This window comes from Rossellomorea sp. NPDC071047 (genome assembly GCF_050270195.1).
GTDB lineage: Bacteria > Bacillota > Bacilli > Bacillales > Bacillaceae_B > Rossellomorea.
Genome location: NZ_JBNNJT010000004.1, coordinates 257,381 through 279,031, shown reverse-complemented (window position 1 = coordinate 279,031; position 21,651 = coordinate 257,381). Strand labels below are relative to the sequence as shown.

The following is a 21,651-nucleotide window of genomic DNA, read 5'->3' as shown; positions in this document are numbered from 1 at the left end:
TTACCAGAAATTTTCGGCTGAAATGAACCATTGTGTCCTACTTTTTTCGAAAAAAAGTCTCTCTAATCGTTTCAATGTGTTACAATAAATCTGTTAATATGTTATACAATTAAAGAATATTGTAAAACAAAAGGGAATACGGGAGGCTATATACATGGAAAGAAGTTTATCAATGGAGCTTGTTCGAGTAACAGAAGGGGCTGCCCTTGCATCAGCCCGCTGGATGGGTCGCGGTAAGAAGGATGAGGCGGATGATGCTGCAACCTCTGCCATGCGCGATGTATTCGATACAGTACCGATGAAGGGGACAGTTGTCATCGGTGAAGGTGAAATGGATGAAGCTCCAATGCTTTATATCGGTGAGAAACTAGGGACAGGCTATGGTCCACGTGTAGATGTGGCCGTCGATCCGTTGGAAGGAACGAATATCGTTGCTTCCGGAGGCTGGAATGCACTGGCGGTACTCGCGGTGGCAGACCACGGAAACCTACTGAACGCACCGGATATGTATATGGATAAAATCGCAGTAGGACCAGAAGCGGTTGGGGAAATTGATATCAATGCTTCTGTTATCGATAATTTGAAAGCCGTTGCAAAAGCAAAGAACAAGGACATCGAAGACGTAGTTGCAACCGTCTTAAATCGTCCTCGTCATGAGCATATCATCCAGCAGTTGAGAGAAGCGGGAGCGCGCATCAAGCTGATCAATGATGGTGACGTAGCAGGAGCTATGAACACAGCATTCGATCATACGGGTGTCGATATCTTATTCGGATCCGGTGGGGCTCCAGAGGGAGTACTTGCTGCCGTTGCGCTGAAATGCTTAGGCGGAGAAATCCAAGGAAAGCTTTTACCACAGAACGATGCCGAGCTGCAGCGCTGTATAAGCATGGGGCTGGATGTGGACAAGATCCTTCGAATGGAAGACCTCGTCTGCGGTGACGATGCGATCTTTGCGGCAACAGGTGTAACGGACGGCGAACTGTTAAGAGGTGTTCAGCTTAAAGGGACATACGGATTGACTCATTCAGTCGTTATGCGTGCGAAGTCTGGGACTGTCCGCTTCATAGACGGCCGTCACAGTCTTCAGAAAAAACCAAACCTGGTCATGAGATAATAAATAGATATAAGTAACATTGAGAGAGAAACCAACTCTTCTTAATAAGAGATGAGGGATGGGCAGAGTGTCTTACCATTTCTGCCCATGATCACTCTTATCACTCACTTTTTTTCTTCATAGGTGAAAAAATGCTGCCTATCTACAAATTTACCTTCCTTTTTTTACCCAGTCATTGATTCTTGATTAAAAGTATGGTTACAATAGATAAGGTTTTTATCTTCAGCATTTTTTCTATTAGTTTATGCTTCAACATATTTCTTCATTTTTAGAAAAATCTACCCTTCTTTTTATATATTTTAGGTAGGACAAATTAATAAAGCGTGGTGTCATGATGGAAGAGTTAACAATCTCTAGCTTAGAAAATATGAAGCTTAAAGAGCTTTACGAGCTAGCCAAACAATACAAAGTTTCCTATTATAGTAAATTAACAAAAAAAGAATTGATATTCGCCATCCTAAAAGTTCGTGCAGAACAAGAAGGCTTCTTCTTTATGGAAGGGGTTCTTGAAATCATCCAATCAGAGGGGTTCGGTTTCTTACGACCGATCAACTATTCTCCAAGCTCTGAGGATATTTATATCTCTGCGTCCCAGATCCGCCGTTTCGATCTTCGTAACGGAGATAAGGTATCGGGAAAGGTGCGCCCTCCGAAGGAAAACGAGCGTTATTTCGGACTGCTTCATGTTGAAATGGTCAATGGAGAAGAGCCAGAATCTGCGAAAGAACGTGTCCATTTCCCAGGTTTGACGCCTTTATATCCTGACCGTCAAATGAAACTTGAGACAACACCAAACAAAATCTCCACGCGTATCATGGATCTTATAGCGCCTGTAGGTTTTGGACAACGTGGATTAGTCGTAGCTCCACCTAAAGCTGGTAAGACGATGCTGATTAAAGAAATTGCGAACTCGATCACAACGAATCATCCTGAAGCGGAATTAATCATTCTTCTGATCGATGAGCGTCCAGAGGAAGTAACGGATATCGAACGTTCGGTCGAAGCAGAAGTCGTAAGCTCAACATTCGATGAAGTGCCGGAAAACCACATTAAAGTGGCAGAACTCGTTCTTGAACGCGCCATGCGTTTAGTGGAACACAAGCGTGACGTCATTATCCTGATGGATAGTATCACTCGTTTGGCCCGTGCGTATAACCTGGTCATCCCTCCAAGTGGACGAACTCTTTCCGGGGGTATCGATCCTGCTGCGTTCCACCGTCCGAAACGATTCTTTGGTGCTGCACGTAACATTGAAGAAGGCGGAAGCTTGACCGTTCTCGCAACAGCGTTAGTGGATACAGGATCCCGTATGGACGATGTGATTTATGAAGAGTTCAAAGGAACAGGAAACTTAGAACTTCATCTTGATCGTTCCCTTGCTGAAAGACGTATCTTCCCGGCCATCGACATCCGTCGTTCCGGAACTCGTCGAGAAGAACTTCTCATCAAACCGGATCACCTTGAAAAGCTATGGGCGATTCGTAAAGCGATGTCCGATCAGCCTGATTTCGCAGAAAAGCTTATGCGCAAGCTGAAGCAATCAAAGACGAATGAAGAGTTTTTCAATGTGTTGACAGAAGAGTCGAAGAAGCGTTAATCTAGTAATCGAATGATTGGAACTATGTCTGTAACTTCCAATTTTACAGGTTGCAAATATCATTTGTCCTTGTTATAATAGTGTCAATGTGTTTTAAAAAATGGATGTGGTAAGGGGCTGGCTATAACTCTCATGCTTATGCTCATATCACATATATCTTCGTAATAAATTACTCTGTCTCAGATGATTCAGGGCGGAAGGAGATGAAAGAAATGAAATCAGGAATTCATCCTAAGTACAACACGATCAAAGTTAGCTGTGCTTGCGGTAACGAATTTGAAACTGGTTCTGTAGCGGAAGAAATGCGCGTTGAGGTATGTTCTGAATGCCATCCATTCTACACAGGACGTCAGAAATTCGCTGACGCTGGTGGACGTGTTGACCGTTTCAACAAAAAATACGGTCTTAAAAATCAACAACAATAATGAAGAGTCAGAAGGCCGCATCCAACGCCTTTGTGCGTAGGTGCTAATCCTTCTCTTCTATTAGAAAAACAGGCAAGGATCTTCTGCTTGCCTGTTTTTTATTCTCTTTAAAGCAAATGGTTGAAGAAATAGAGGCAGTTCCAATTGAGCTGTGCCTCTTTTTTTCTGCCAAATTACTGATACTTGAGCATTTTTCCCGTACATAAAGGAATGCTTTATACTAAAGAGTAGTCCGTTTTTACTAACAGTCAGACTGTTTTATTATAGAATATTGCATAAGGAAGGAGAGGCGCTTTCGTGTATGTCATGAAACAAACGGGTTGGGTAGAAGTCATTTGCGGCAGCATGTTCTCAGGAAAATCCGAGGAACTGATCCGCCGGGTAAGACGCACTCAATTTGCTAAACAAAAAATTGCTGTGTATAAGCCAAAACTAGATAATCGCTATAGCGATGAGTCGGTTGTATCTCATAATGGTACCTCTGTCATCGCCAAAGCAGTAGAGGGTTCAAATGTGATCCTCGATGATCTGAATCCAGAGGTGGATGTCGTTGCTATTGATGAGGTTCAATTTTTTGACGAAGGCATTGTAGAGGTCGTCCAAAAATTAGCAAACAGTGGATATCGTGTCATCATAGCAGGACTCGATCAGGATTTCCGCGGAGAACCATTCGGTCCGATGCCGGACTTAATGTCCATTGCCGAACAAGTGACAAAACTTCAAGCGGTTTGTGCAGTATGCGGCTCTCCGGCAAGTCGAACACAACGATTAATCAATGGCGAACCAGCCTGCTACGATGATCCCGTCATCCTGGTTGGTGCATCTGAAGCCTATGAGCCAAGATGCCGCCATCACCATGAAGTTCCGACAGGGATGAGTGTTACACCTGATATGGTGAAGGAAGTTTAATTAATATCAATGAAAAGTCCCATGTTTGGGGCTTTTTTTTATTTCTGGTTATGGGCATTTGCCGAGTCTTGCCATCACTTTTGTATGAATAAGCACTTTCCTGTGGGAAATCCTAAAAGCAGGAGGTGTGAAACCATGAAAAAATTAGTATTAGTTTTATCCTTTACAGTATTCTTCATTTTAATCACCGCGTGTGGAGTGAATCAGGAATCCGAATTTGGTAGGCACGAGGATCAAAATGGGACACGATTCATTGATAATCGAAAAGATGATATGAATGATCGTCAAGATAGAAGCGTCAGAAATACGACAAATGAGAATCCGAACTTCCCTAACCTGACGAACTCACCAGGCACAACATCGACGACCACGGGTGTGTATGAAGATAAGGCACGAGAGGTTGTGAAGGAGTATTCCAATTTCGAGCCGGATGAAGTATGGATCAATGGCGAACAAATGTGGGTGACGGCCCATACCCAAAATGAAATGAGTATGGCTGAAACGGATAAAGAAGAAGCGATGTTAAAAGAGAGACTGGAAAAAGCCATTCCAAAGTACGATATAAATGTAAAAATTACCGAAAGATAATAAAGTGCAAGCAGGTCTGGATGCTGATCTGCTTGCCTTCTACATATGATCCACCGGTTTATGCCTCCTGCCCATTCCCGATCTTCCTTGTGTTTACATACACCATATAATATAATTATACTGTTATGGACTAAAATTGAGGTGAATAGCTGTGTTCGATCGTTTACAAGCAGTGGAAGATCGCTATGATAAGTTAAATGAACTATTAAGTGATCCAGAAATTGTGAATGACCCAAAGAAGCTAAGAGATTATTCGAAAGAGCAATCAGACATCCAAGCAACGGTAGAAGCATATCGAGAATATAAAGAACTTACTGGTCAGTATAAAGACGCTAAGGCGATGCTGGATGATAAGCTTGATGCTGATATGCGTGAAATGGTGAAAGAAGAAGTTTCCGAGCTTGAAGAACAAATTGAAGCATTGGAAGCCCGCCTGAAAATATTATTGATCCCGAAAGACCCGAACGATGATAAGAACGTAATCATGGAGGTCCGGGGTGCTGCAGGTGGAGATGAAGCAGCCCTGTTTGCCGGTGACCTATACCGTATGTACAGCCGCTACGCAGAATCACAAGGTTGGAAGACCGAAGTGATGGAAGCGAATTCGACTGGCGTTGGTGGATATAAAGAAATCATCTTTATGATCAACGGAAATGGCGCATTCTCCAAAATGAAATACGAAAACGGGGCACACCGTGTGCAACGTGTACCTGAAACAGAATCCGGCGGACGTATCCATACCTCGACCGCAACGGTTGCCTGCCTGCCGGAAGCGGAAGAAGTCGAAGTGGATATTCACGATAAAGATATCCGTGTCGATACCTTCGCATCCAGTGGCCCGGGAGGACAAAGTGTCAATACAACCATGTCTGCTGTCCGTCTGACTCACATGCCGACAGGTGTAGTCGTGTCATGTCAGGATGAAAAGTCACAAATCAAGAACAAAGAGAAAGCAATGAAAGTATTGCGTGCCCGCGTTTACGATAAATTTCAACGTGAAGTACAAGCTGAATACGATGCAAATCGTAAATCAGCCGTTGGTACAGGTGATCGTTCCGAGCGTATCCGTACGTACAATTTCCCACAAAACCGCGTAACGGATCATCGTATCGGATTGACGATTCAAAAGCTTGACCAAATTCTTGAAGGAAAGATGGATGAAGTCATCGATGCGTTAATCATCGAGGATCAATCCAAACTTCTTGAGAGACTGGAAGAATAATGACGTCTGTTACCATATTTGAAGCCCTAAAATGGGCTTCTTCTTTTTTAATCGAAAATGGCCGTGATGAAAATGTGGGAGAAATCTATTTGCGGCATTTAGTGGGGATGTCCCGTTCAGAGCTGTTGGCTGAACAGCGGAGGTCCGTCCCCGGGGAAAAGTGGGAAGAATTCCAGGATGGCATTCGCCAGCATGTCGGTGGAGTACCGATTCAGCATATAATCGGGGTTGAGGAGTTCTATGGTCGGGAGTTTGTGGTGAATGAGCATGTGCTGATTCCAAGACCTGAAACGGAAGAACTGATCTATTATGGAATGCAGAAAATGAAGGGTCTGTTTGGTGATTCGGACACTAGTTTGCAGGCTGCTGATGTTGGAACGGGTAGTGGGGCGATTGCGGTTACGTTGAAGCTTGAGGCGGATCGTTTCCCTCTTGATATGATGGCTGTTGATATTTCTCGTGAAGCGCTGGCTGTTGCCCGTGAAAATAGTGAGAGACTCGGAGCTGAGGTTCGCTTTTTTGAAGGGGATTTACTGCAGCCTTTCATTGAAGAAGGCGTGAAGCTTGATATCCTTTTATCGAATCCACCATATATTCCACTGACAGATCGTGAAATGCTATCAGATGTAGTCGTTGGTCATGAACCTGAACTGGCTTTGTTTGGCGGCGAAGATGGCTATGACTTGTACAAGAGATTAATGGACGAACTGCCGTTGATCATGAAGGAAAAATGTCTGATCGGTTTCGAAGTCGGAGTCGGTCAGGGAGAGACAGTGGCTGATTTACTTCGGAATACATTCCCTGGTGCAGAAGTAGAAGTCGTTCATGATATCAACGGGAAAGATCGAATGGTGTTTTGTGAGAGAAAATAAGAATGTGAGCCCTCGATTCGTATGATCGGGGGTGTTTTTTGTTGAAAAAGAGTCAGTTTTGGGATGAATGCAGGCATTGTCAGCTTGGATATAAAAAGTTGTTTTCATTATTTATCTCTGTGAAAGATAGATTCTAAGAAAGTTGATTGTAGCGGAAGGTGCTCGACTCCTGCGGGAAAAGCTGGACAGGTGAGACCCCGGAGGCGCAGCCGAGGAGGCTCACCGCCAGCCCCGCGGAAAGCGAGCACCTGGAGCGGAAATCAACCAGCACTCGCTTTTTTAAAAGCAACTATATTTTCAAAATTGAAATTCAGCAGATTTTCCAAACAAAATGTTATTTTACTAGTTTAAGATTTCCCCCTTTTGACCAGACTGTTTTACTGAGGGGGAGAGGAAATGAAAACAAAACATACGGTTTTATTGTATATCTTGATTCTATCATTAGGAACGATTCTAAGTTTATATATACCAAAGCAGGAACTGGCGGCTCAGGAGACGATGGTGATTCCGGAAGAAGCGATTCGACTGCGGATCCTGGCAAATAGTGATTTGGAGCAGGATCAAAATGTGAAGAGACTCGTCCGTGATGAAGTAAATAAAGAGATTACGAATTGGGTGGCGACTCTTACATCACAGGATGAAGCGAAATCAGTGATTCAAGCAGGCTTGCCGCAGCTTCAGCAGATTGCAGAAGAGGTTGTCGCTGAGCAGGGTTTGGATCAATCGGTGAAAATTGATTTTGGAAAAGTTGAGTTTCCTACCAAATTATACGGTCAGTATCTGTACCCGGCAGGAGAGTATGAAGCGGTGTTGATCACACTTGGTGCAGGAGAAGGGGCAAACTGGTGGTGTGTTCTTTATCCTCCTCTATGCTTCCTTGATTTCTCGACTGGAAATGCGGTAAGAAGTCCCGGGTTTGAAACGAAAGTGGAAGCGAGCGGGAATGAGGTTACTGAAGTGGATCCAGAAGATGAAGTGGTTGCAGAGATGGATTCGAATACTGAAGAAGTAGAAACGCAATCTCCTGAAATCGTCATGGAAGATGTTATTGCTTATAAAGAGGTTGAGATGGAAACAGTGGAAGCGGCAGCAACGGAAGAGACAGTAGTGGTTGAAGTGACTCAAAAAGAGGAACTTCCCGTAAAAGAAGAGATTGAAACGGAGACAGCACAAGAAGAGCCAGTCTTCGTCGAAGAAGGAGAAGAGGAAGAAGTAGAGGTTCGGTTCTTCGTAGTCGATTTTTTCAAAGGATTATTCAATAAGTAAAATGTAAGGCTTCATCCACCTGAGATGGAGCTTTTATTATGTTCGAAGGAAATCTATCGTTCTAGTATTTTTTCGCATCAATTTGTTCTATTCTCTTTTTCCCTTCATACATTAACACTAGGGGATGATAGAAAAGGGAGGATGAATTATGATGTTAAAAGTGATTCGCCAAGCAACACAGGAAGATATCCATGAAGTTGTAGCCTTCTTAATGAAAGCAGGATTGAGCACAGAAGGCATTAAAAATAGCATTGATTGCTTTTTAGTAGTAGAAGACTCGGACAACCAGCTAATTGGGACTCTCGGTATTGAGGTCCAAGAGAAGATTGGGCTCCTTCGCTCCCTTGTTGTGACTTCATCTTTTGAAAGTGAAGAATTGTTTGCTCTTTTCCAAGAAATATTAACATTGGCCAAAGAAAAAGAACTTACTCGTCTTTACTTGATCTCCAATCGAAAAGCGTCGCTGAACTTCTTTGACCTTCTGGGTTTTCAACAGGAAAAGGAGCCTTTTGTGGATGAGTTGCAGAAGTTTGTGCATGCACAAAAGTTATCCACAGTGGATAACTGTATTACGATGAGGCTTGACCTTTAGGTTGATAGGAGGATTTCGACAAATTCCAACTAGAATAAATTATTTTGCTATAGCACTCTGCTAGTAGACTGAATCATTTTTATTGAAAAATGATTCAGTTTTTTTATGTGAAAAATTCGACAAAATGCGTGAAGTCCCGATCACTAACGTAAATATCTCTTTTTTCAGAATTATTCACACCATCCACAGGTTTATCCACAGTCTGTAGAGTATTAATCGTCTTTTGTGGACAATACTTGAGAATTTGTGGGGTTTCTTTTATACTTTCAAAAGAGTAAAGTAGTTGAACGCTTGTTAATTCTGTATCTATACACAGAAATGAGTGTTGATAATAGAAGGTGGATGACGGAAATGATGAAACATTGGATTGTGGAAAGTGATGTGGATAACAATGAAAGTTATCCACAAATTGTGGATGCAGCGAAGGTTCTTCAACAGAATGAAGTGGTGGCATTCCCGACAGAGACGGTTTATGGTCTTGGTGCCAATGCGAAATCGGATGAGGCTGTGGGGAAAATCTTCGAAGCGAAGGGAAGACCATCGGATAATCCACTGATTGTCCACATATCAAATATAGATCAGCTGGATGAACTGGTGGAGGGGGTTTCTGATGATGCAGCGAACCTCATCGATGCTTTCTGGCCGGGTCCTTTAACGATTATTTTTGAAAATAAGGAAAACGTACTTTCTGAAAAAGTAACAGCGGGATTGCCCAGCGTAGGGATCCGGATGCCTGATCACCCAGTAGCCCTTGCAATCATTGAAGCGTCAGGGCTCCCGATTGCGGCCCCAAGTGCCAACCGCTCGGGAAAACCAAGTCCGACAACGGCTCAGCATGTCATCGAAGATTTGGAAGGCCGGATCGCAGGAGTGGTCGACGGGGGTGAAACGGGTATCGGTGTGGAATCGACGGTAGTGGATTGTACAGGACCAAGCCCGATGGTTTTACGTCCAGGAGGAGTCTCGGTCGAACAGCTGGAAGAAGTACTCGGTAGAGTGGATGTAGATCCTTCTTTAAAAGAAGGAAAGGGGGCTCCGAAATCCCCGGGCATGAAATATACGCACTACGCACCTGATGCTCCTGTGTATTTAGTGGATGGTACGAGGACAGATCTTCAGAAATTAGTGGATAACAAAAAAGCAGAAGGTCTCAAAATTGGAGTGTTAACAACGGAAGAATTCATGGATGACTACTGTGCAGACGTCATTCTCTCGGTTGGACGAAGAGAGGACCTGACAACAGTAGCCCGAAATCTCTACGATACACTGCGTGCTTTTAATAAAAAGGACGTGGATATCATTTTCGCTGAAATGTTTCCCGAAGAAGGGGTCGGACTGGCGATTATGAACCGGCTTCAGAAAGCTGCCGGTTATCGTGTGATAAAAAAATAATCGTTAGCCCTATGGTTTTTAGAGAACTGTAGGGTTTTTTTGTGGGAGTCAATAATAACCAATCTTCAAACCCATTTACCATTCTAATTCCCTTTGGACGTGCATAAATTTGTTCTGTAGGCATGTCCGGAGGGGGAAAAACAAAAATGACAACGATAATTGGTGAACTGATTACCTTGATGTTAATGGCATTTGCTCTTGGTATGGATGCCTTTTCGATTGGAATCGGGATGGGGATGTTTCAGCTGAGATTAAAGCAGATCTTCTATATAGGATTGGTTGTCGGAATCTTTCACGTCTTGATGCCCATGCTCGGGATGATGACGGGGAAATTTTTATCAGAAACGTTCGGTGCCTTTGCGGGGTATGCCGGCGGGCTCCTTTTGATTGTGTTAGGAATACAAATGTTCATGTCCAGCTTTAAAGAAGAGGAGACGACGCTCATTTCCCCGGTAGGGTTTGGTTTATTGCTCTTTGCTTTGAGTGTAAGCTTGGATAGCTTTTCGGTTGGGTTGACCTTAGGGATATTCGGTGCCAGAACTGCGGTTGCCCTCTTCTGTTTTGGAATAGCGGCGACGGTGTTGACATGGGCTGGTTTATTGTTAGGGCGTAAATTTCAAGGGGTGATCGGGACGTATAGCGAAGCTCTTGGGGGAAGTATTTTGTTTGCGTTTGGGATTAAGTTACTGTTGCCGTTGTGAAAGGAAAATAATGAGTTTTGAGGTCAAGGTCCGTCCCTCATAGGGTGGACTTTTTTCAATTTCTAAGTGAATGAGCTAGGTGAGGTTTGGAAAATATTTTATAATAGGTTGTAAGGAGGATGACGTGATGAATATTTTATTTGTTTGTACGGGAAATACGTGCCGAAGTCCTATGGCAGAGGCTGTTTTGAAGCATAAGGGTGCAGGGAGATTTGATGTGAAATCTGCAGGTGTTTTTGCCATGGACGGAAGTGATGCGTCATTTCAGACTAAAGAAGTGCTGAAAGAGAACGATATAATACATAGACACCAATCGAGTTCGCTTACGAGAGAGAACCTGGATTGGGCTTCCTATATTTTTACGATGACGTCGAATCATAAGCGGGCAATTGTGGATCAATATCCACATGTGGCGGACAAAATTTTCACATTGAAAGAATTTGTCCAAGAGAATCCTGCAGATTTGGATGTATCGGATCCGTACGGGGGAAGTGTGGACATCTATAGACATACATACAGAGAGCTGGATTCATTGATTGAGGAGTTAATCAAAAAGCTGGGTTGAGACAGGGAGAGAGAAAGAATGGGGAAAGAGAGAAGCTACAAATCAGGTCTTAGAAAGAAATTGGTTTTCTTTATCACGCTTCTTGCCGTGGTGACGTATTCCACAAGTGCACTTTTTATTTATTTTATCAAACCTACTTTTGCACCGGACATGAACGAACTTTTATTTACGAGCATGACGCTTGGTATGGGTGTGTTCTGGTCAGGTGTGCTTGCTTTTTTTGCAGCGGGATTCATCGTCAAACCACTTCAGCGTTTGGAACAGGCTGCGTTGAAAGCGGCTGAAGGGGACATTGCCGTTGAAGTGGAGGTGCCGAAGTCGGATGATGAAATCCGGTCACTCGCATTGGGGTTCAATCGTATGTTGCATAATTTGCGCGACATGGTGTCCAGTATCGACGAAAATTTCACGAAAACGAATTCGAATGTCATCGAGTTGTCGAAAGCATCGGAATCAGCTTCCATTCAAGCGGATTCCATTTCCAAAACGATCAGCGAAATTTCAGCAGGTGCCGAAAGCTCGGCGATGGCGATTCAAACGACGGCTGAATCTGTTGAGGACGTGATCCGGATCGCGCAGGAAGTACAGAATCACTCCAAATCATCAGAACAAATGTCCAAGCATATGGTGACGGAGCTTCAAGGAAGCAAGGAAGTCATTCATTCCCTGGTAGAAGGCATCAGTCGACTTGCAAGAGGAAATGAAGATTCCTTGGACGCCGTTCGCCGATTGGAAGACAATGCGAAAAAAGTGGAACAGATCATTCAATTGGTCGGGGATATCGCGAACCAGACCAATCTTCTCGCCTTAAATGCCTCCATTGAAGCGGCACGTGCAGGAGAGCACGGTAAGGGATTTGCAGTTGTCGCCGAGGAAGTCCGCAAACTGGCAGATGAAAGCGGCAAGGCCGTTCAAGGCATCTCGGACCTTATCAAAAACATTCAAACTGAGGTTGGAAATGTAGTTGGACAAATCACCACTCAAGTGGACTCTGCAAATTCTGAAGTGAAAAAAGGGACACAGACAAATGAGATGATTGAAACAATGACCAAAACGATACATGAAGTAGCGGATGCCGTTCAAAATATTTCCGTTCTTGTAGATCAGCAAATGGCCAGCATTCAGTTGACTTCCCAACAATCACAGGAGGTTGCGGCCATCGCAGAAGAAACCTCCGCGGGGGCGGTGGAAGTGTCAGCCTCCACTAAAGAACAAGCGGCTGTGATGGGTGATGTAGAGAAGCTGGCGCTAAATCTGAAAGAGCAGGCAGAATCATTGAAGGGTACGATCACGCGTTTTCATTTGTAACATAGAAGGACATGAGGGACGGACCTCATGTCCGCTTTTTATTGTTGACCGGCTTTCGACTCATTCCCTCAAAAAACAATCCGAAAAACTTTATATAATCATGAGTGTGTGGCAAAATAATACGTATCAAAGGCTATAGGGAGTGTGATTAATTATGAAAATTGCAATTGCATCCGATCACGGCGGGGTAAATATACGGGAAGAAATCAAATCATTACTGGAAGATCTGGGCCTCGAATATGAGGATTTCGGTTGTGAGTGTGGAACATCCGTTGACTATCCGGACTATGCGGTGCCTGTTGCGGAAAAGGTAGCCAGCGGTGAATTCGATCGCGGCATCCTGATTTGTGGAACAGGAATTGGTATGAGCATTTCAGCTAATAAGGTCAAGGGAATCCGTTGCGCACTTGTACATGATGTGTTCAGTGCAAAAGCAACGCGTGAGCACAATGACAGCAATATGTTAGCCATGGGTGAACGTGTGATTGGACCAGGACTTGCGCGTGAAATTGCAAAAACGTGGTTAGTGACAGAATTTGAGGGTGGCCGCCATGCCAACCGTGTAGGGAAAATCACGGCATACGAAGACAAACAATAGGGAGTGGATTTCATGGAAATCGCTCAAATGAAGGAAGAACTGCAAACGATCCTGCAAGATTTCAGCGAACAGGTACCAATGAAAAAAGGACAATTGTTTGTTGTGGGATGCTCAACATCAGAAGTGATGGGGGAGCGGATCGGAACATCGGGAACGATTGAAGTAGCGGAAATGATTTTTGATGAGTTAAAAGGATGGGCAGATTCCATAGGTGTCTCGCTTGCTTTTCAATGCTGTGAGCACTTAAATCGTGCCATCGTTTTGGAAAGAGATGTTGCAGAAAGAAAAGGCCTGGATGAGGTCACGGTCATTCCTGTACGAAAAGCAGGAGGGGCGATGGCGACCCAAGCGTACCATTCCTTTGAAGATCCCGTCATGATCGAGCATATTAAAGGTGACGCAGGCATCGACATCGGGGATACCTTTATCGGCATGCACCTGAAACACGTAGCCGTCCCGATTCGGGTATCACAGAAAAGCCTAGGCGAAGCCCACGTCACCCTGGCCAAAACCAGACCGAAACTCATCGGCGGAATCAGAGCCGTATACGAATAGAATCATCAATATGAAGAAGGTCCGTTTCTCTTGTTTGAGGGACGGACCTTTAATTCGGTGTTGGCATAATTCCATTTGTGAATCCCGAACTATAAAGGGAGGCATGGAGAATATGATTATGATAAAGGTAAGTGGAGGAAAAGGGGAGAGGATAATAAATTATCAGTACGTATTCACCTCCATTCGACAAGGATAGTCATAATGCTGCTTTTAGGGGCATGGAAGAAAGCGGTGAAGGTGTTTGTGAATAACATCACACGAGGTCCGTCCCTCAAAAAATGTTCTAAACACGAACATTACGTTTTGACTAGAGGTTTTTATTTCGCGTTTTGCTGAATCGTGTTAGAATGAGAGTGAATGAATCAATGAGGCACCTAGAGCAGTTGGGCCTATGAATTAAAGGGGGATATGTATGAGTAAGATTGCCAAGCAAGATCCGGAAATTTATGCAGCGATTCAAGATGAATTAGAGCGTCAACGAACAAAAATCGAGTTAATTGCATCTGAAAACTTTGTCAGTGAAGCGGTTATGGAAGCACAAGGTTCCGTCCTGACAAACAAGTATGCAGAAGGGTACCCAGGTCGTCGCTATTATGGTGGCTGTGAGCATGTGGACGTAGCTGAGAATTTAGCTCGCGATCGTGCGAAGGAACTATTTGGGGCAGAACATGTAAACGTTCAGCCTCACTCAGGAGCACAAGCCAATATGGCAGTCTACTTCACGATCCTCGAACAAGGTGACACGGTTCTTGGAATGAACTTATCTCATGGTGGACATCTGACTCACGGAAGTGCCGTCAACTTCAGTGGAATTCAATATAACTTCGTAGAGTATGGTGTGGATGAAGAGAAGCACCTGATTAATTACGAAGATGTTAGACAAAAAGCGTTAGAGCACAAGCCAAAGCTGATCGTAGCAGGAGCAAGTGCCTACCCAAGAGCGATCGACTTCGCTAAATTCCGCGAAATCGCAGACGAAGTGGGAGCCTACCTAATGGTGGATATGGCTCATATCGCTGGTCTTGTGGCGGCCGGTCTTCACCAGAACCCGGTCCCTTATGCAGACTTCGTGACAACAACGACTCACAAAACATTGCGCGGACCTCGAGGCGGTATGATCCTATGCAGAGGAGAATTCGCAAAGAAAATTGACAAGTCTATTTTCCCTGGAATCCAAGGCGGCCCGCTTATGCACGTAATCTCAGCTAAAGCTGTTGCTTTCGGTGAAGCGCTGCAGGATTCTTTCAAAGGCTATGCGCAGAACATCATCGACAACGCGAACCGTTTAGGCGAAGGTCTTGTCAAAGAAGGAATCAATCTTGTATCAGGCGGATCTGATAACCATCTATTACTGATCGACCTGCGTTCACTGGGACTGACTGGTAAAATCGCAGAGAAAGTGCTTGATGAAATCGGGATCACCGTCAATAAAAACACGATTCCATTCGATCCGGAAAGCCCATTCGTAACAAGCGGTGTCCGTATCGGTACAGCAGCAGTTACATCAAGAGGCTTTGGACTCGAGGACATGGATGAAATTGCTGCCATCATGGCTCTGACTCTTAAGAACCATGAAGACGAAGCGAAACTGGAAGAAGCACGCAAACGTGTCATCGACCTTACGAGTAAATTTGAATTATATCCTGAAAGATAATAAATGATGACCTCTTCACCAGGGACGGACCTGGTGGAGAGGTTTTTTTGGTGGGGAATTAGTAGGGAAGTAGATTTTCAAATATATAGTTGTCGATTTTAAAGTGATTTTGAGGGGAATCCGGCCGTTACTCGAAGAAATCCGGCCATTTTTGGCGATAATCCGGCCATTTTCCGAAAAAATCCAGCCATTTTTTCAGAGAATCCAGCGGCTTTTCAAAAAAAATCCGGCCGATTCAGGCATTAATCCAGCCGATTAACATAATTAACCAAATCTCATCGGGTTCACTCCAGCTCACATGTCGTTATCCCACACCCATCATCTCAATTCTAACGATTCCATTACACTTCCTATCTCATGTTGCTCTTAAATTGTCTTTTATGTACAATAGTCTGAGGTGTAAAGGAAGTAGACAAACTATTTTTACATAAAATCGAATTTAAAGGAGAGAGTCGAATGGGCAAAGTATATGTATTTGATCATCCGTTAATCCAACACAAATTAACGTTTATTCGTGATAAAGAAACAGGTACGAAGGAATTTCGTGAGCTTGTTGATGAAGTAGCGACATTGATGGCGTTTGAAATCACCCGTGATTTACCGTTAGAGGATATTGACGTGGAAACACCGGTAAGCAACGCCAAGGCCAAGACTCTAGCAGGTAAAAAATTAGGGATCGTTCCTATTCTGCGAGCAGGATTGGGAATGGTCGACGGAATCCTTAAATTGATCCCGGCTGCAAAAGTGGGACACGTTGGTTTATATCGTGACCCGGAGACTCTTAAACCAATTGAATATTACGTAAAGCTTCCAAGTGATGTGGAAGAGCGTGACTTCATCCTGGTCGACCCGATGCTAGCGACAGGTGGATCTGCCGTTGAAGCCATCAACTCATTAAAGAAGCGTGGTGCCGTAAGCATCAAGTTCATGTGCCTCGTTGCATGTCCTGAAGGGGTGGACGCAATCAAGGAAGCGCACCCTGACGTTGACATCTTCATCGCGGCTCTTGATGAGAAGCTGAATGAAAAAGGCTACATCGTTCCTGGTCTAGGGGACGCAGGAGATCGTTTATACGGTACAAAATAATTTGAAATAAACAGGAAAGCCGGATTATCTATAATTGATAACCCGGCTTTTCTATTTATATAACGCCAAAATTCCTACTGTTATTTAGTTGGAAGTATTTACATTAAATTCAAGGGTTACTCATAAAATGAATTTTCTATATAATGGAGGGGCATGTGAAGGTAGATCTATGGATACGTGAGAGCAGTCGGCTCCGATTTTCGATATGTCCAGCTCCGGGGGCTTGGGGCTCGAGGTCATAAGCCAAGCCGATCAAAAAGGCAAAGAACGCCTTTCCGGTCGACTCGCCTTATGCTTGTCACCCCAGGGCGAGCCCCCTCCGCTTTTCGGTATGTCCAGCTCCGGCGGGTAGTCCCTCGAGGTCACAACTGAAAAATCCCAAAAGGCAAAGAACGCCTTTAGGGATTTCCCAGTTGTGCTTGTCGGGCCTGACCAACCCGCCTCCGCTTTTCGACATGTCCAGCTCCGGGGGCTTGGGGCTCGAGGTCATAAGTCAAGCCGACCAAAAAGGCAAAGAACGCCTTTCTGGTCGACTCGCCTTATGCTTGTCCCCCCAGGGCGAGCCCCCTCCGCTTTTCTTGTAAATGTGTTAAAAATGTGAACAATCTGGAAACGCGTGGATAGGTTGTGAACTTTTTAACTTGAACTCATTGACATAGATTATACCCTATTGTATGCTTACAAAGGGTATCAAATGATAAGGTTTTCACAAGGGTTGAACCCGTATGGAAACGGTTTTTCATCATTTGTACAGTGTGAACGATTTTCCACTAAATCACATGTGTGGAGATGAAAAATATGCGTCAAAATGATCGACGCCCGTATCAATCGATGGTCTTGTATTCTGCAATTCTTTCCCAGCTTGTTGGTTCTATTTTAATAGGGATCTTCGGCGGGAGATGGTTAGATGGAATATGGAGCACCACACCACTTTTCTTAATTATTGGACTACTCCTTGGGCTCGCAACAGGAATCTACACCATGCTCCGTACAGTCCAACATTTCAATTCGGGAGATTAATGTATGCCAGAACTTCAGCAATTGTTTAACAGGCATCGTAAGTACATATTTTTCCTCCTTTCCTTTTACGTCCTCGGTTGGGGTTTTACTTCCTATCAGTCTATTTTCCTTGGGCTTATTTTGGGGACAGGCATCAGTCTGTTTAGTCACTGGCTGATCATGAGGAGAACCGTGCGATTCGGTGATGCAGTAGAATCTGGTCAAAAGGTTCGATCTTTAGGAACCTTCTCAAGGATGGCAGGTGCGGCCTTTGCAGTCATTATTGCAACGGAATACCCTGGGCACTTTCATCTCCTGAGCGTCATTATGGGATTAATGACAATTTACCTTGTCATTATGATAGATTATTTTATTCAGCAGCTTTTAGCTCATAAATAGCGGGGAAGAGAGGTGAATTTCATTGCATCATGAAAATCCTACAGCCGAGTTTCTAGGGTTAACTTTTAACCTGGCGAACGTTCTGATGATCACAGTGGCTAGTGCCGTTGTTTTCCTAATCGCCGTTCTGTCAACTCGTAGACTGGCCATGAAACCGACCGGAGTGCAAAACTTTATGGAATGGGTCATGGACTTTGTCAAAAATATCGTGAAAAGTAATATGGATTGGAAAACAGGTGGTCGTTTCCATCTCCTTGGACTTACTTTACTCATGTACGTTTTCGTATCAAACATGTTAGGACTTCCGTTCTCGGTAGTCATTGACCACGAATTATGGTGGAAGTCACCAACAGCGGATCCAGTTATCACTATGACCCTGGCGGTTATGGTCGTTGTGTTAACGCACTATTATGCAATCAAGATGAAAGGCTTCGGTGAATACGGTAAAGACTTCTTCAGACCTATGTCGTTCTTATTCCCGCTGAAGATCATTGAAGAATTTGCCAACACACTAACGCTTGGTCTTCGTCTTTACGGTAACATCTACGCTGGGGAAATCCTGCTTACATTACTGGTAGGAAGCCTCGCACACATGGGAGCAGCCGGATTACTGGGTGCCATCATCCCAACGATTGTATGGCAAGGTTTCTCAATCTTTGTCGGCGCAATCCAATCATTTATTTTCGTTATGTTAACGATGGTTTATATGGCTCACAAAGTCAGCCTGGACCATTAATATATACCCTGTTCAAAATTGAACAAAACTACTCAAAACATTTTTTCATACATTTAAAGGAGGAAATTCAGAATGGGTCTTTTAGCAGCAGCAATTGCAATCGGTTTAGCAGCACTAGGTGCAGGTATTGGTAACGGTCTTATTGTTTCACGTACAGTAGAAGGTATGGCTCGTCAACCGGAAGCTCGTGGAATGCTTCAAACTACAATGTTCATCGGGGTTGCGTTAGTAGAGGCGATTCCTATCATCGCAGTAGTTATCGCATTCATCGTAATGGGTCAATAATAGCAGTTTGAAGTTCAAGATGGCGAAGATCATTCGATAAGAACCTTCGCCATTCCTTTATGTTTAGTACTTAAGAACATGTGACTATGAATGGTACGGCATATGCCGTTATTGTACAGCTTTCTTTATAGAAGGCATTGACTCTTGAAGGGAGTGAAACCGCGTGCTTACAAACGCATTTGTCCTTGGAGCTGGTGGCGGCTTTACAGGTGGAGATATCGTATTCCAGCTTGCTATGTTCCTTATCCTTCTTGCGTTATTGAAGAAGTTTGCTTGGGGTCCTTTAATGGGCATCATGCAAGAGCGTGAGAATCACATTGCAGGCGAAATCGAAGCGGCTGAACAAAGCCGTCAAGAAGCAAATAGGAACTTAGAAGAACAGCGTCAACTTTTAAAAGAGGCTCGTCAAGAAGCGCAAGCGATGATCGAGAACTCTAAGAAGCAAGGCGTTGAGCAACGTGAACAAATCATCATTGCCGCTCGTCAAGAATCTGAGCGCTTGAAAGAGTCTGCGAAACGTGAAATCGAGACGCAGAAAGAACAAGCAATGGCAGCATTACGCGAGCAGGTTGCTTCACTATCTGTTCTGATTGCATCGAAAGTGATTGAAAAAGAACTTTCTGTTCAAGATCAACAGAAGCTGATCAACGATTATATTAAAGAGGCAGGAGAAGAGCGATGAGCTACTCTACAGTCGCAAAACGCTATGCGTTAGCTCTTTTCGATATTGCCAAAGAACACAATCAATTAGAAGCGATTGAACAAGAGCTTCGTGCAGTGAAATCCGTTTTTATCCAAAATAAAGAATTAAGTATTCTTTTGGAAAATCCGAAGTTTTCGACGGATAGGAAGAAAGACATGTTGAAAGAAGCGTTCTCTACTGTTTCAGTACCAGTATTGAATACACTGCTTCTTATGACTGATCGTCATCGTGAAGATCAGGTAGTGGGCGTTGTCGATGCATTCATCGAGCTTTCTAATGAAGCTAGAGGAATCGCAGAAGCAAAGGTGTACTCCGTACGTGCTTTAACAGAAGATGAGAAGACAGCAATCTCAGCTTCTTTTGCTAAGAAAATTGGGAAACAATCATTAAGAATTGAGAATGTGATAGACGAGAGTATACTTGGCGGGATTAAGCTCCGTATCGGCAACCGTATTTATGACGGAACACTTGCCGGCAAGTTGGATCGTCTTGAGCGTGAACTAGTTCGTTAACTTTCGTATAAATGAGGGGTGAAATTCATGAGCATCAAGGCGGAAGAAATCAGCGCGCTGATAAAAAAGCAAATTGAAAACTATCAGTCTGAGATGAAAGTAAGCGATGTAGGTACAGTTATCCAAATCGGTGACGGTATCGCTCGTGCTCATGGCCTCGACAATGTCATGGCTGGAGAGCTTGTTGAATTTTCTAACGGTGTCATGGGTATGGCGCAAAACTTAGAGGAAAACAACGTAGGTATCATCATTCTCGGACCATTTAAAGACATTCGTGAAGGCGATGAGGTTCGTCGTACTGGACGTATCATGGAAGTTCCAGTAGGACAAGAATTGGTAGGTCGTGTTGTAAACTCACTTGGACAACCAGTTGATGGATTAGGTCCAATTGCGACAACGAAAACACGTCCAATCGAAGGTGGAGCACCTGGTGTTATGGATCGTAAATCCGTACACGAGCCACTTCAAACTGGTATCAAAGCGATCGACGCTCTTGTTCCAATCGGTCGTGGTCAACGTGAGTTAATCATCGGAGACCGTCAAACAGGTAAAACATCTGTTGCAATCGATTCGATCTTAAATCAAAAAGATCAAGACATGATCTGTATCTATGTTGCGATCGGACAAAAAGAATCAACTGTACGTAATGCAGTTGAAACGCTTCGTAAGCACGGTGCCCTTGATTACACAATCGTTGTAACGGCATCAGCTGCTTCACCAGCTCCAATGCTATTCTTAGCACCATACGCTGGTATCACAATGGGTGAAGAATTCATGCATAGCGGCAAGCACGTTCTTGTTGTATATGATGATCTTTCTAAGCAAGCATCTGCTTACCGTGAGCTTTCATTATTATTACGTCGTCCTCCAGGCCGTGAAGCATTCCCTGGTGACGTATTCTACTTGCACTCTCGTTTACTCGAGCGTGCTGCGAAATTAAGTGATGCAAAAGGTGGAGGTTCCATCACAGCATTACCATTCGTTGAAACACAAGCAGGAGATATCTCCGCTTACATTCCAACAAACGTTATCTCCATCACTGACGGACAGATTTTCTTACAATCTGACCTATTCTTCTCCGGTGTTCGTCCGGCGATCAATGCAGGTCTTTCCGTATCACGTGTTGGTGGATCCGCACAAATCAAAGCGATGAAGAAGGTTTCCGGTACACTGCGTCTTGACTTAGCGGCATACCGTGAACTTGAAGCATTTGCTCAGTTCGGATCAGATCTTGACAAAGCGACACAAGCGAAACTGAACCGTGGAGCACGTACTGTTGAAGTACTTAAGCAGGATCTTAACAAACCACTTAATGTTGAAAAACAAGTTATGATCTTCTATTCATTAACAAAAGGTCATTTAGATGATATTCCAGTAACAGATATTCGTCGTTTCGAAGGTGAATTCCTAAGCTGGTTAGATCACAACCATACAGAACTGTTAGACCATATCCGCACAACAAAAGGTCTTCCTGAAGACGATGCAATGGTCGCTGCGATCAACGAATTCAAGAAGACATTTGTAAAGTCTGAGTAATTGCATATGACGTCGGTGTTCATTCTGATGACAC

General features: G+C 43.9%; 24 protein-coding genes. All 24 read left to right on the top strand.

The window, feature by feature from the left end; translation table 11 throughout:
- The first annotated feature begins 154 nt into the window (after positions 1–154).
- A complete protein-coding gene (gene glpX / locus ACQKFO_RS15625) occupies positions 155–1,117 on the top strand; it encodes a class II fructose-bisphosphatase (RefSeq protein ID WP_034765120.1) in 963 nt (320 codons plus the stop codon).
- Positions 1,118–1,451: 334 nt separating this feature from the next.
- Entirely contained in the window at positions 1,452–2,714 is a 1,263-nt protein-coding gene (rho, locus tag ACQKFO_RS15620) for a transcription termination factor Rho (RefSeq protein ID WP_044340561.1), read from the top strand.
- A gap of 212 nt (positions 2,715–2,926) precedes the next feature.
- Entirely contained in the window at positions 2,927–3,139 is a 213-nt protein-coding gene (gene rpmE / locus ACQKFO_RS15615; RefSeq protein ID WP_034765123.1) for a 50S ribosomal protein L31, read from the top strand.
- A 297-nt stretch (positions 3,140–3,436) separates the two neighbouring features.
- A complete protein-coding gene (locus ACQKFO_RS15610) occupies positions 3,437–4,048 on the top strand; it encodes a thymidine kinase (protein ID WP_148996330.1) in 612 nt (203 codons plus the stop codon).
- A gap of 135 nt (positions 4,049–4,183) precedes the next feature.
- On the top strand, positions 4,184–4,636 hold the full coding sequence (locus tag ACQKFO_RS15605; protein WP_427599862.1) for a hypothetical protein: 453 nt from the start codon (positions 4,184–4,186) through the stop codon (positions 4,634–4,636).
- Between the two features lie 151 nt (positions 4,637–4,787).
- The gene (gene prfA, locus ACQKFO_RS15600) at positions 4,788–5,858 is read left to right on the top strand and encodes a peptide chain release factor 1 (protein WP_148996332.1); all 1,071 of its coding nucleotides are present in this window, start codon (positions 4,788–4,790) and stop codon (positions 5,856–5,858) included.
- Positions 5,858–6,730, top strand: a complete 873-nt coding sequence (prmC, locus tag ACQKFO_RS15595; protein WP_427599861.1) for a peptide chain release factor N(5)-glutamine methyltransferase — start codon at positions 5,858–5,860, stop codon at positions 6,728–6,730. Before prfA ends, prmC begins: the two co-directional genes overlap by 1 nt.
- Before the next feature lie 396 nt (positions 6,731–7,126).
- Entirely contained in the window at positions 7,127–7,996 is an 870-nt protein-coding gene (spoIIR, locus tag ACQKFO_RS15590) for a stage II sporulation protein R (protein WP_427599860.1), read from the top strand.
- 148 nt (positions 7,997–8,144) lie between these two features.
- Positions 8,145–8,588, top strand: a complete 444-nt coding sequence (locus ACQKFO_RS15585) for a GNAT family N-acetyltransferase (protein ID WP_427599859.1) — start codon at positions 8,145–8,147, stop codon at positions 8,586–8,588.
- A gap of 351 nt (positions 8,589–8,939) precedes the next feature.
- On the top strand, positions 8,940–9,980 hold the full coding sequence (locus ACQKFO_RS15580; RefSeq protein WP_427599858.1) for an L-threonylcarbamoyladenylate synthase: 1,041 nt from the start codon (positions 8,940–8,942) through the stop codon (positions 9,978–9,980).
- Positions 9,981–10,126: 146 nt separating this feature from the next.
- Positions 10,127–10,681 carry a manganese efflux pump MntP family protein gene (locus tag ACQKFO_RS15575; RefSeq protein WP_427599857.1) on the top strand — a complete coding sequence of 185 codons (555 nt, stop codon included), beginning with the start codon at positions 10,127–10,129 and terminating at the stop codon, positions 10,679–10,681.
- 127 nt (positions 10,682–10,808) lie between these two features.
- Positions 10,809–11,246 (top strand): low molecular weight protein arginine phosphatase, encoded by a 438-nt coding sequence (locus ACQKFO_RS15570; protein ID WP_427599856.1) that lies wholly within the window; start codon positions 10,809–10,811, stop codon positions 11,244–11,246.
- An 18-nt stretch (positions 11,247–11,264) separates the two neighbouring features.
- Entirely contained in the window at positions 11,265–12,554 is a 1,290-nt protein-coding gene (locus tag ACQKFO_RS15565) for a methyl-accepting chemotaxis protein (RefSeq protein WP_427599855.1), read from the top strand.
- A 154-nt stretch (positions 12,555–12,708) separates the two neighbouring features.
- Positions 12,709–13,152, top strand: a complete 444-nt coding sequence (gene rpiB / locus ACQKFO_RS15560; RefSeq protein WP_427599854.1) for a ribose 5-phosphate isomerase B — start codon at positions 12,709–12,711, stop codon at positions 13,150–13,152.
- Between the two features lie 12 nt (positions 13,153–13,164).
- Positions 13,165–13,707, top strand: a complete 543-nt coding sequence (locus ACQKFO_RS15555) for a TIGR01440 family protein (RefSeq protein ID WP_427599853.1) — start codon at positions 13,165–13,167, stop codon at positions 13,705–13,707.
- 412 nt (positions 13,708–14,119) lie between these two features.
- Positions 14,120–15,361, top strand: coding sequence for a serine hydroxymethyltransferase (gene glyA, locus ACQKFO_RS15550; RefSeq protein WP_427599852.1), 1,242 nt, complete (start codon positions 14,120–14,122; stop codon positions 15,359–15,361).
- A 456-nt stretch (positions 15,362–15,817) separates the two neighbouring features.
- The gene (gene upp, locus ACQKFO_RS15545) at positions 15,818–16,447 is read left to right on the top strand and encodes a uracil phosphoribosyltransferase (RefSeq protein ID WP_034765147.1); all 630 of its coding nucleotides are present in this window, start codon (positions 15,818–15,820) and stop codon (positions 16,445–16,447) included.
- Between the two features lie 798 nt (positions 16,448–17,245).
- Positions 17,246–17,467, top strand: coding sequence for an AtpZ/AtpI family protein (locus tag ACQKFO_RS15540; protein ID WP_113969237.1), 222 nt, complete (start codon positions 17,246–17,248; stop codon positions 17,465–17,467).
- Between the two features lie 3 nt (positions 17,468–17,470).
- Positions 17,471–17,845, top strand: coding sequence for an ATP synthase subunit I (locus tag ACQKFO_RS15535; protein WP_427599851.1), 375 nt, complete (start codon positions 17,471–17,473; stop codon positions 17,843–17,845).
- Positions 17,846–17,867: 22 nt separating this feature from the next.
- The gene (atpB, locus tag ACQKFO_RS15530) at positions 17,868–18,581 is read left to right on the top strand and encodes a F0F1 ATP synthase subunit A (RefSeq protein WP_427599850.1); all 714 of its coding nucleotides are present in this window, start codon (positions 17,868–17,870) and stop codon (positions 18,579–18,581) included.
- Positions 18,582–18,653: 72 nt separating this feature from the next.
- Positions 18,654–18,866, top strand: a complete 213-nt coding sequence (atpE, locus tag ACQKFO_RS15525; RefSeq protein ID WP_044339990.1) for a F0F1 ATP synthase subunit C — start codon at positions 18,654–18,656, stop codon at positions 18,864–18,866.
- Between the two features lie 163 nt (positions 18,867–19,029).
- Complete coding sequence (locus ACQKFO_RS15520) at positions 19,030–19,548, top strand: F0F1 ATP synthase subunit B (protein WP_427599849.1); 519 nt, start codon at positions 19,030–19,032, stop codon at positions 19,546–19,548.
- Entirely contained in the window at positions 19,545–20,081 is a 537-nt protein-coding gene (locus ACQKFO_RS15515; protein ID WP_427599848.1) for a F0F1 ATP synthase subunit delta, read from the top strand. The genes ACQKFO_RS15520 and ACQKFO_RS15515 overlap by 4 nt, the downstream gene beginning before the upstream one ends.
- Positions 20,082–20,108: 27 nt before the next feature.
- Entirely contained in the window at positions 20,109–21,617 is a 1,509-nt protein-coding gene (atpA, locus tag ACQKFO_RS15510) for a F0F1 ATP synthase subunit alpha (RefSeq protein ID WP_148971186.1), read from the top strand.
- The last annotated feature ends 34 nt before the right edge of the window (positions 21,618–21,651 follow it).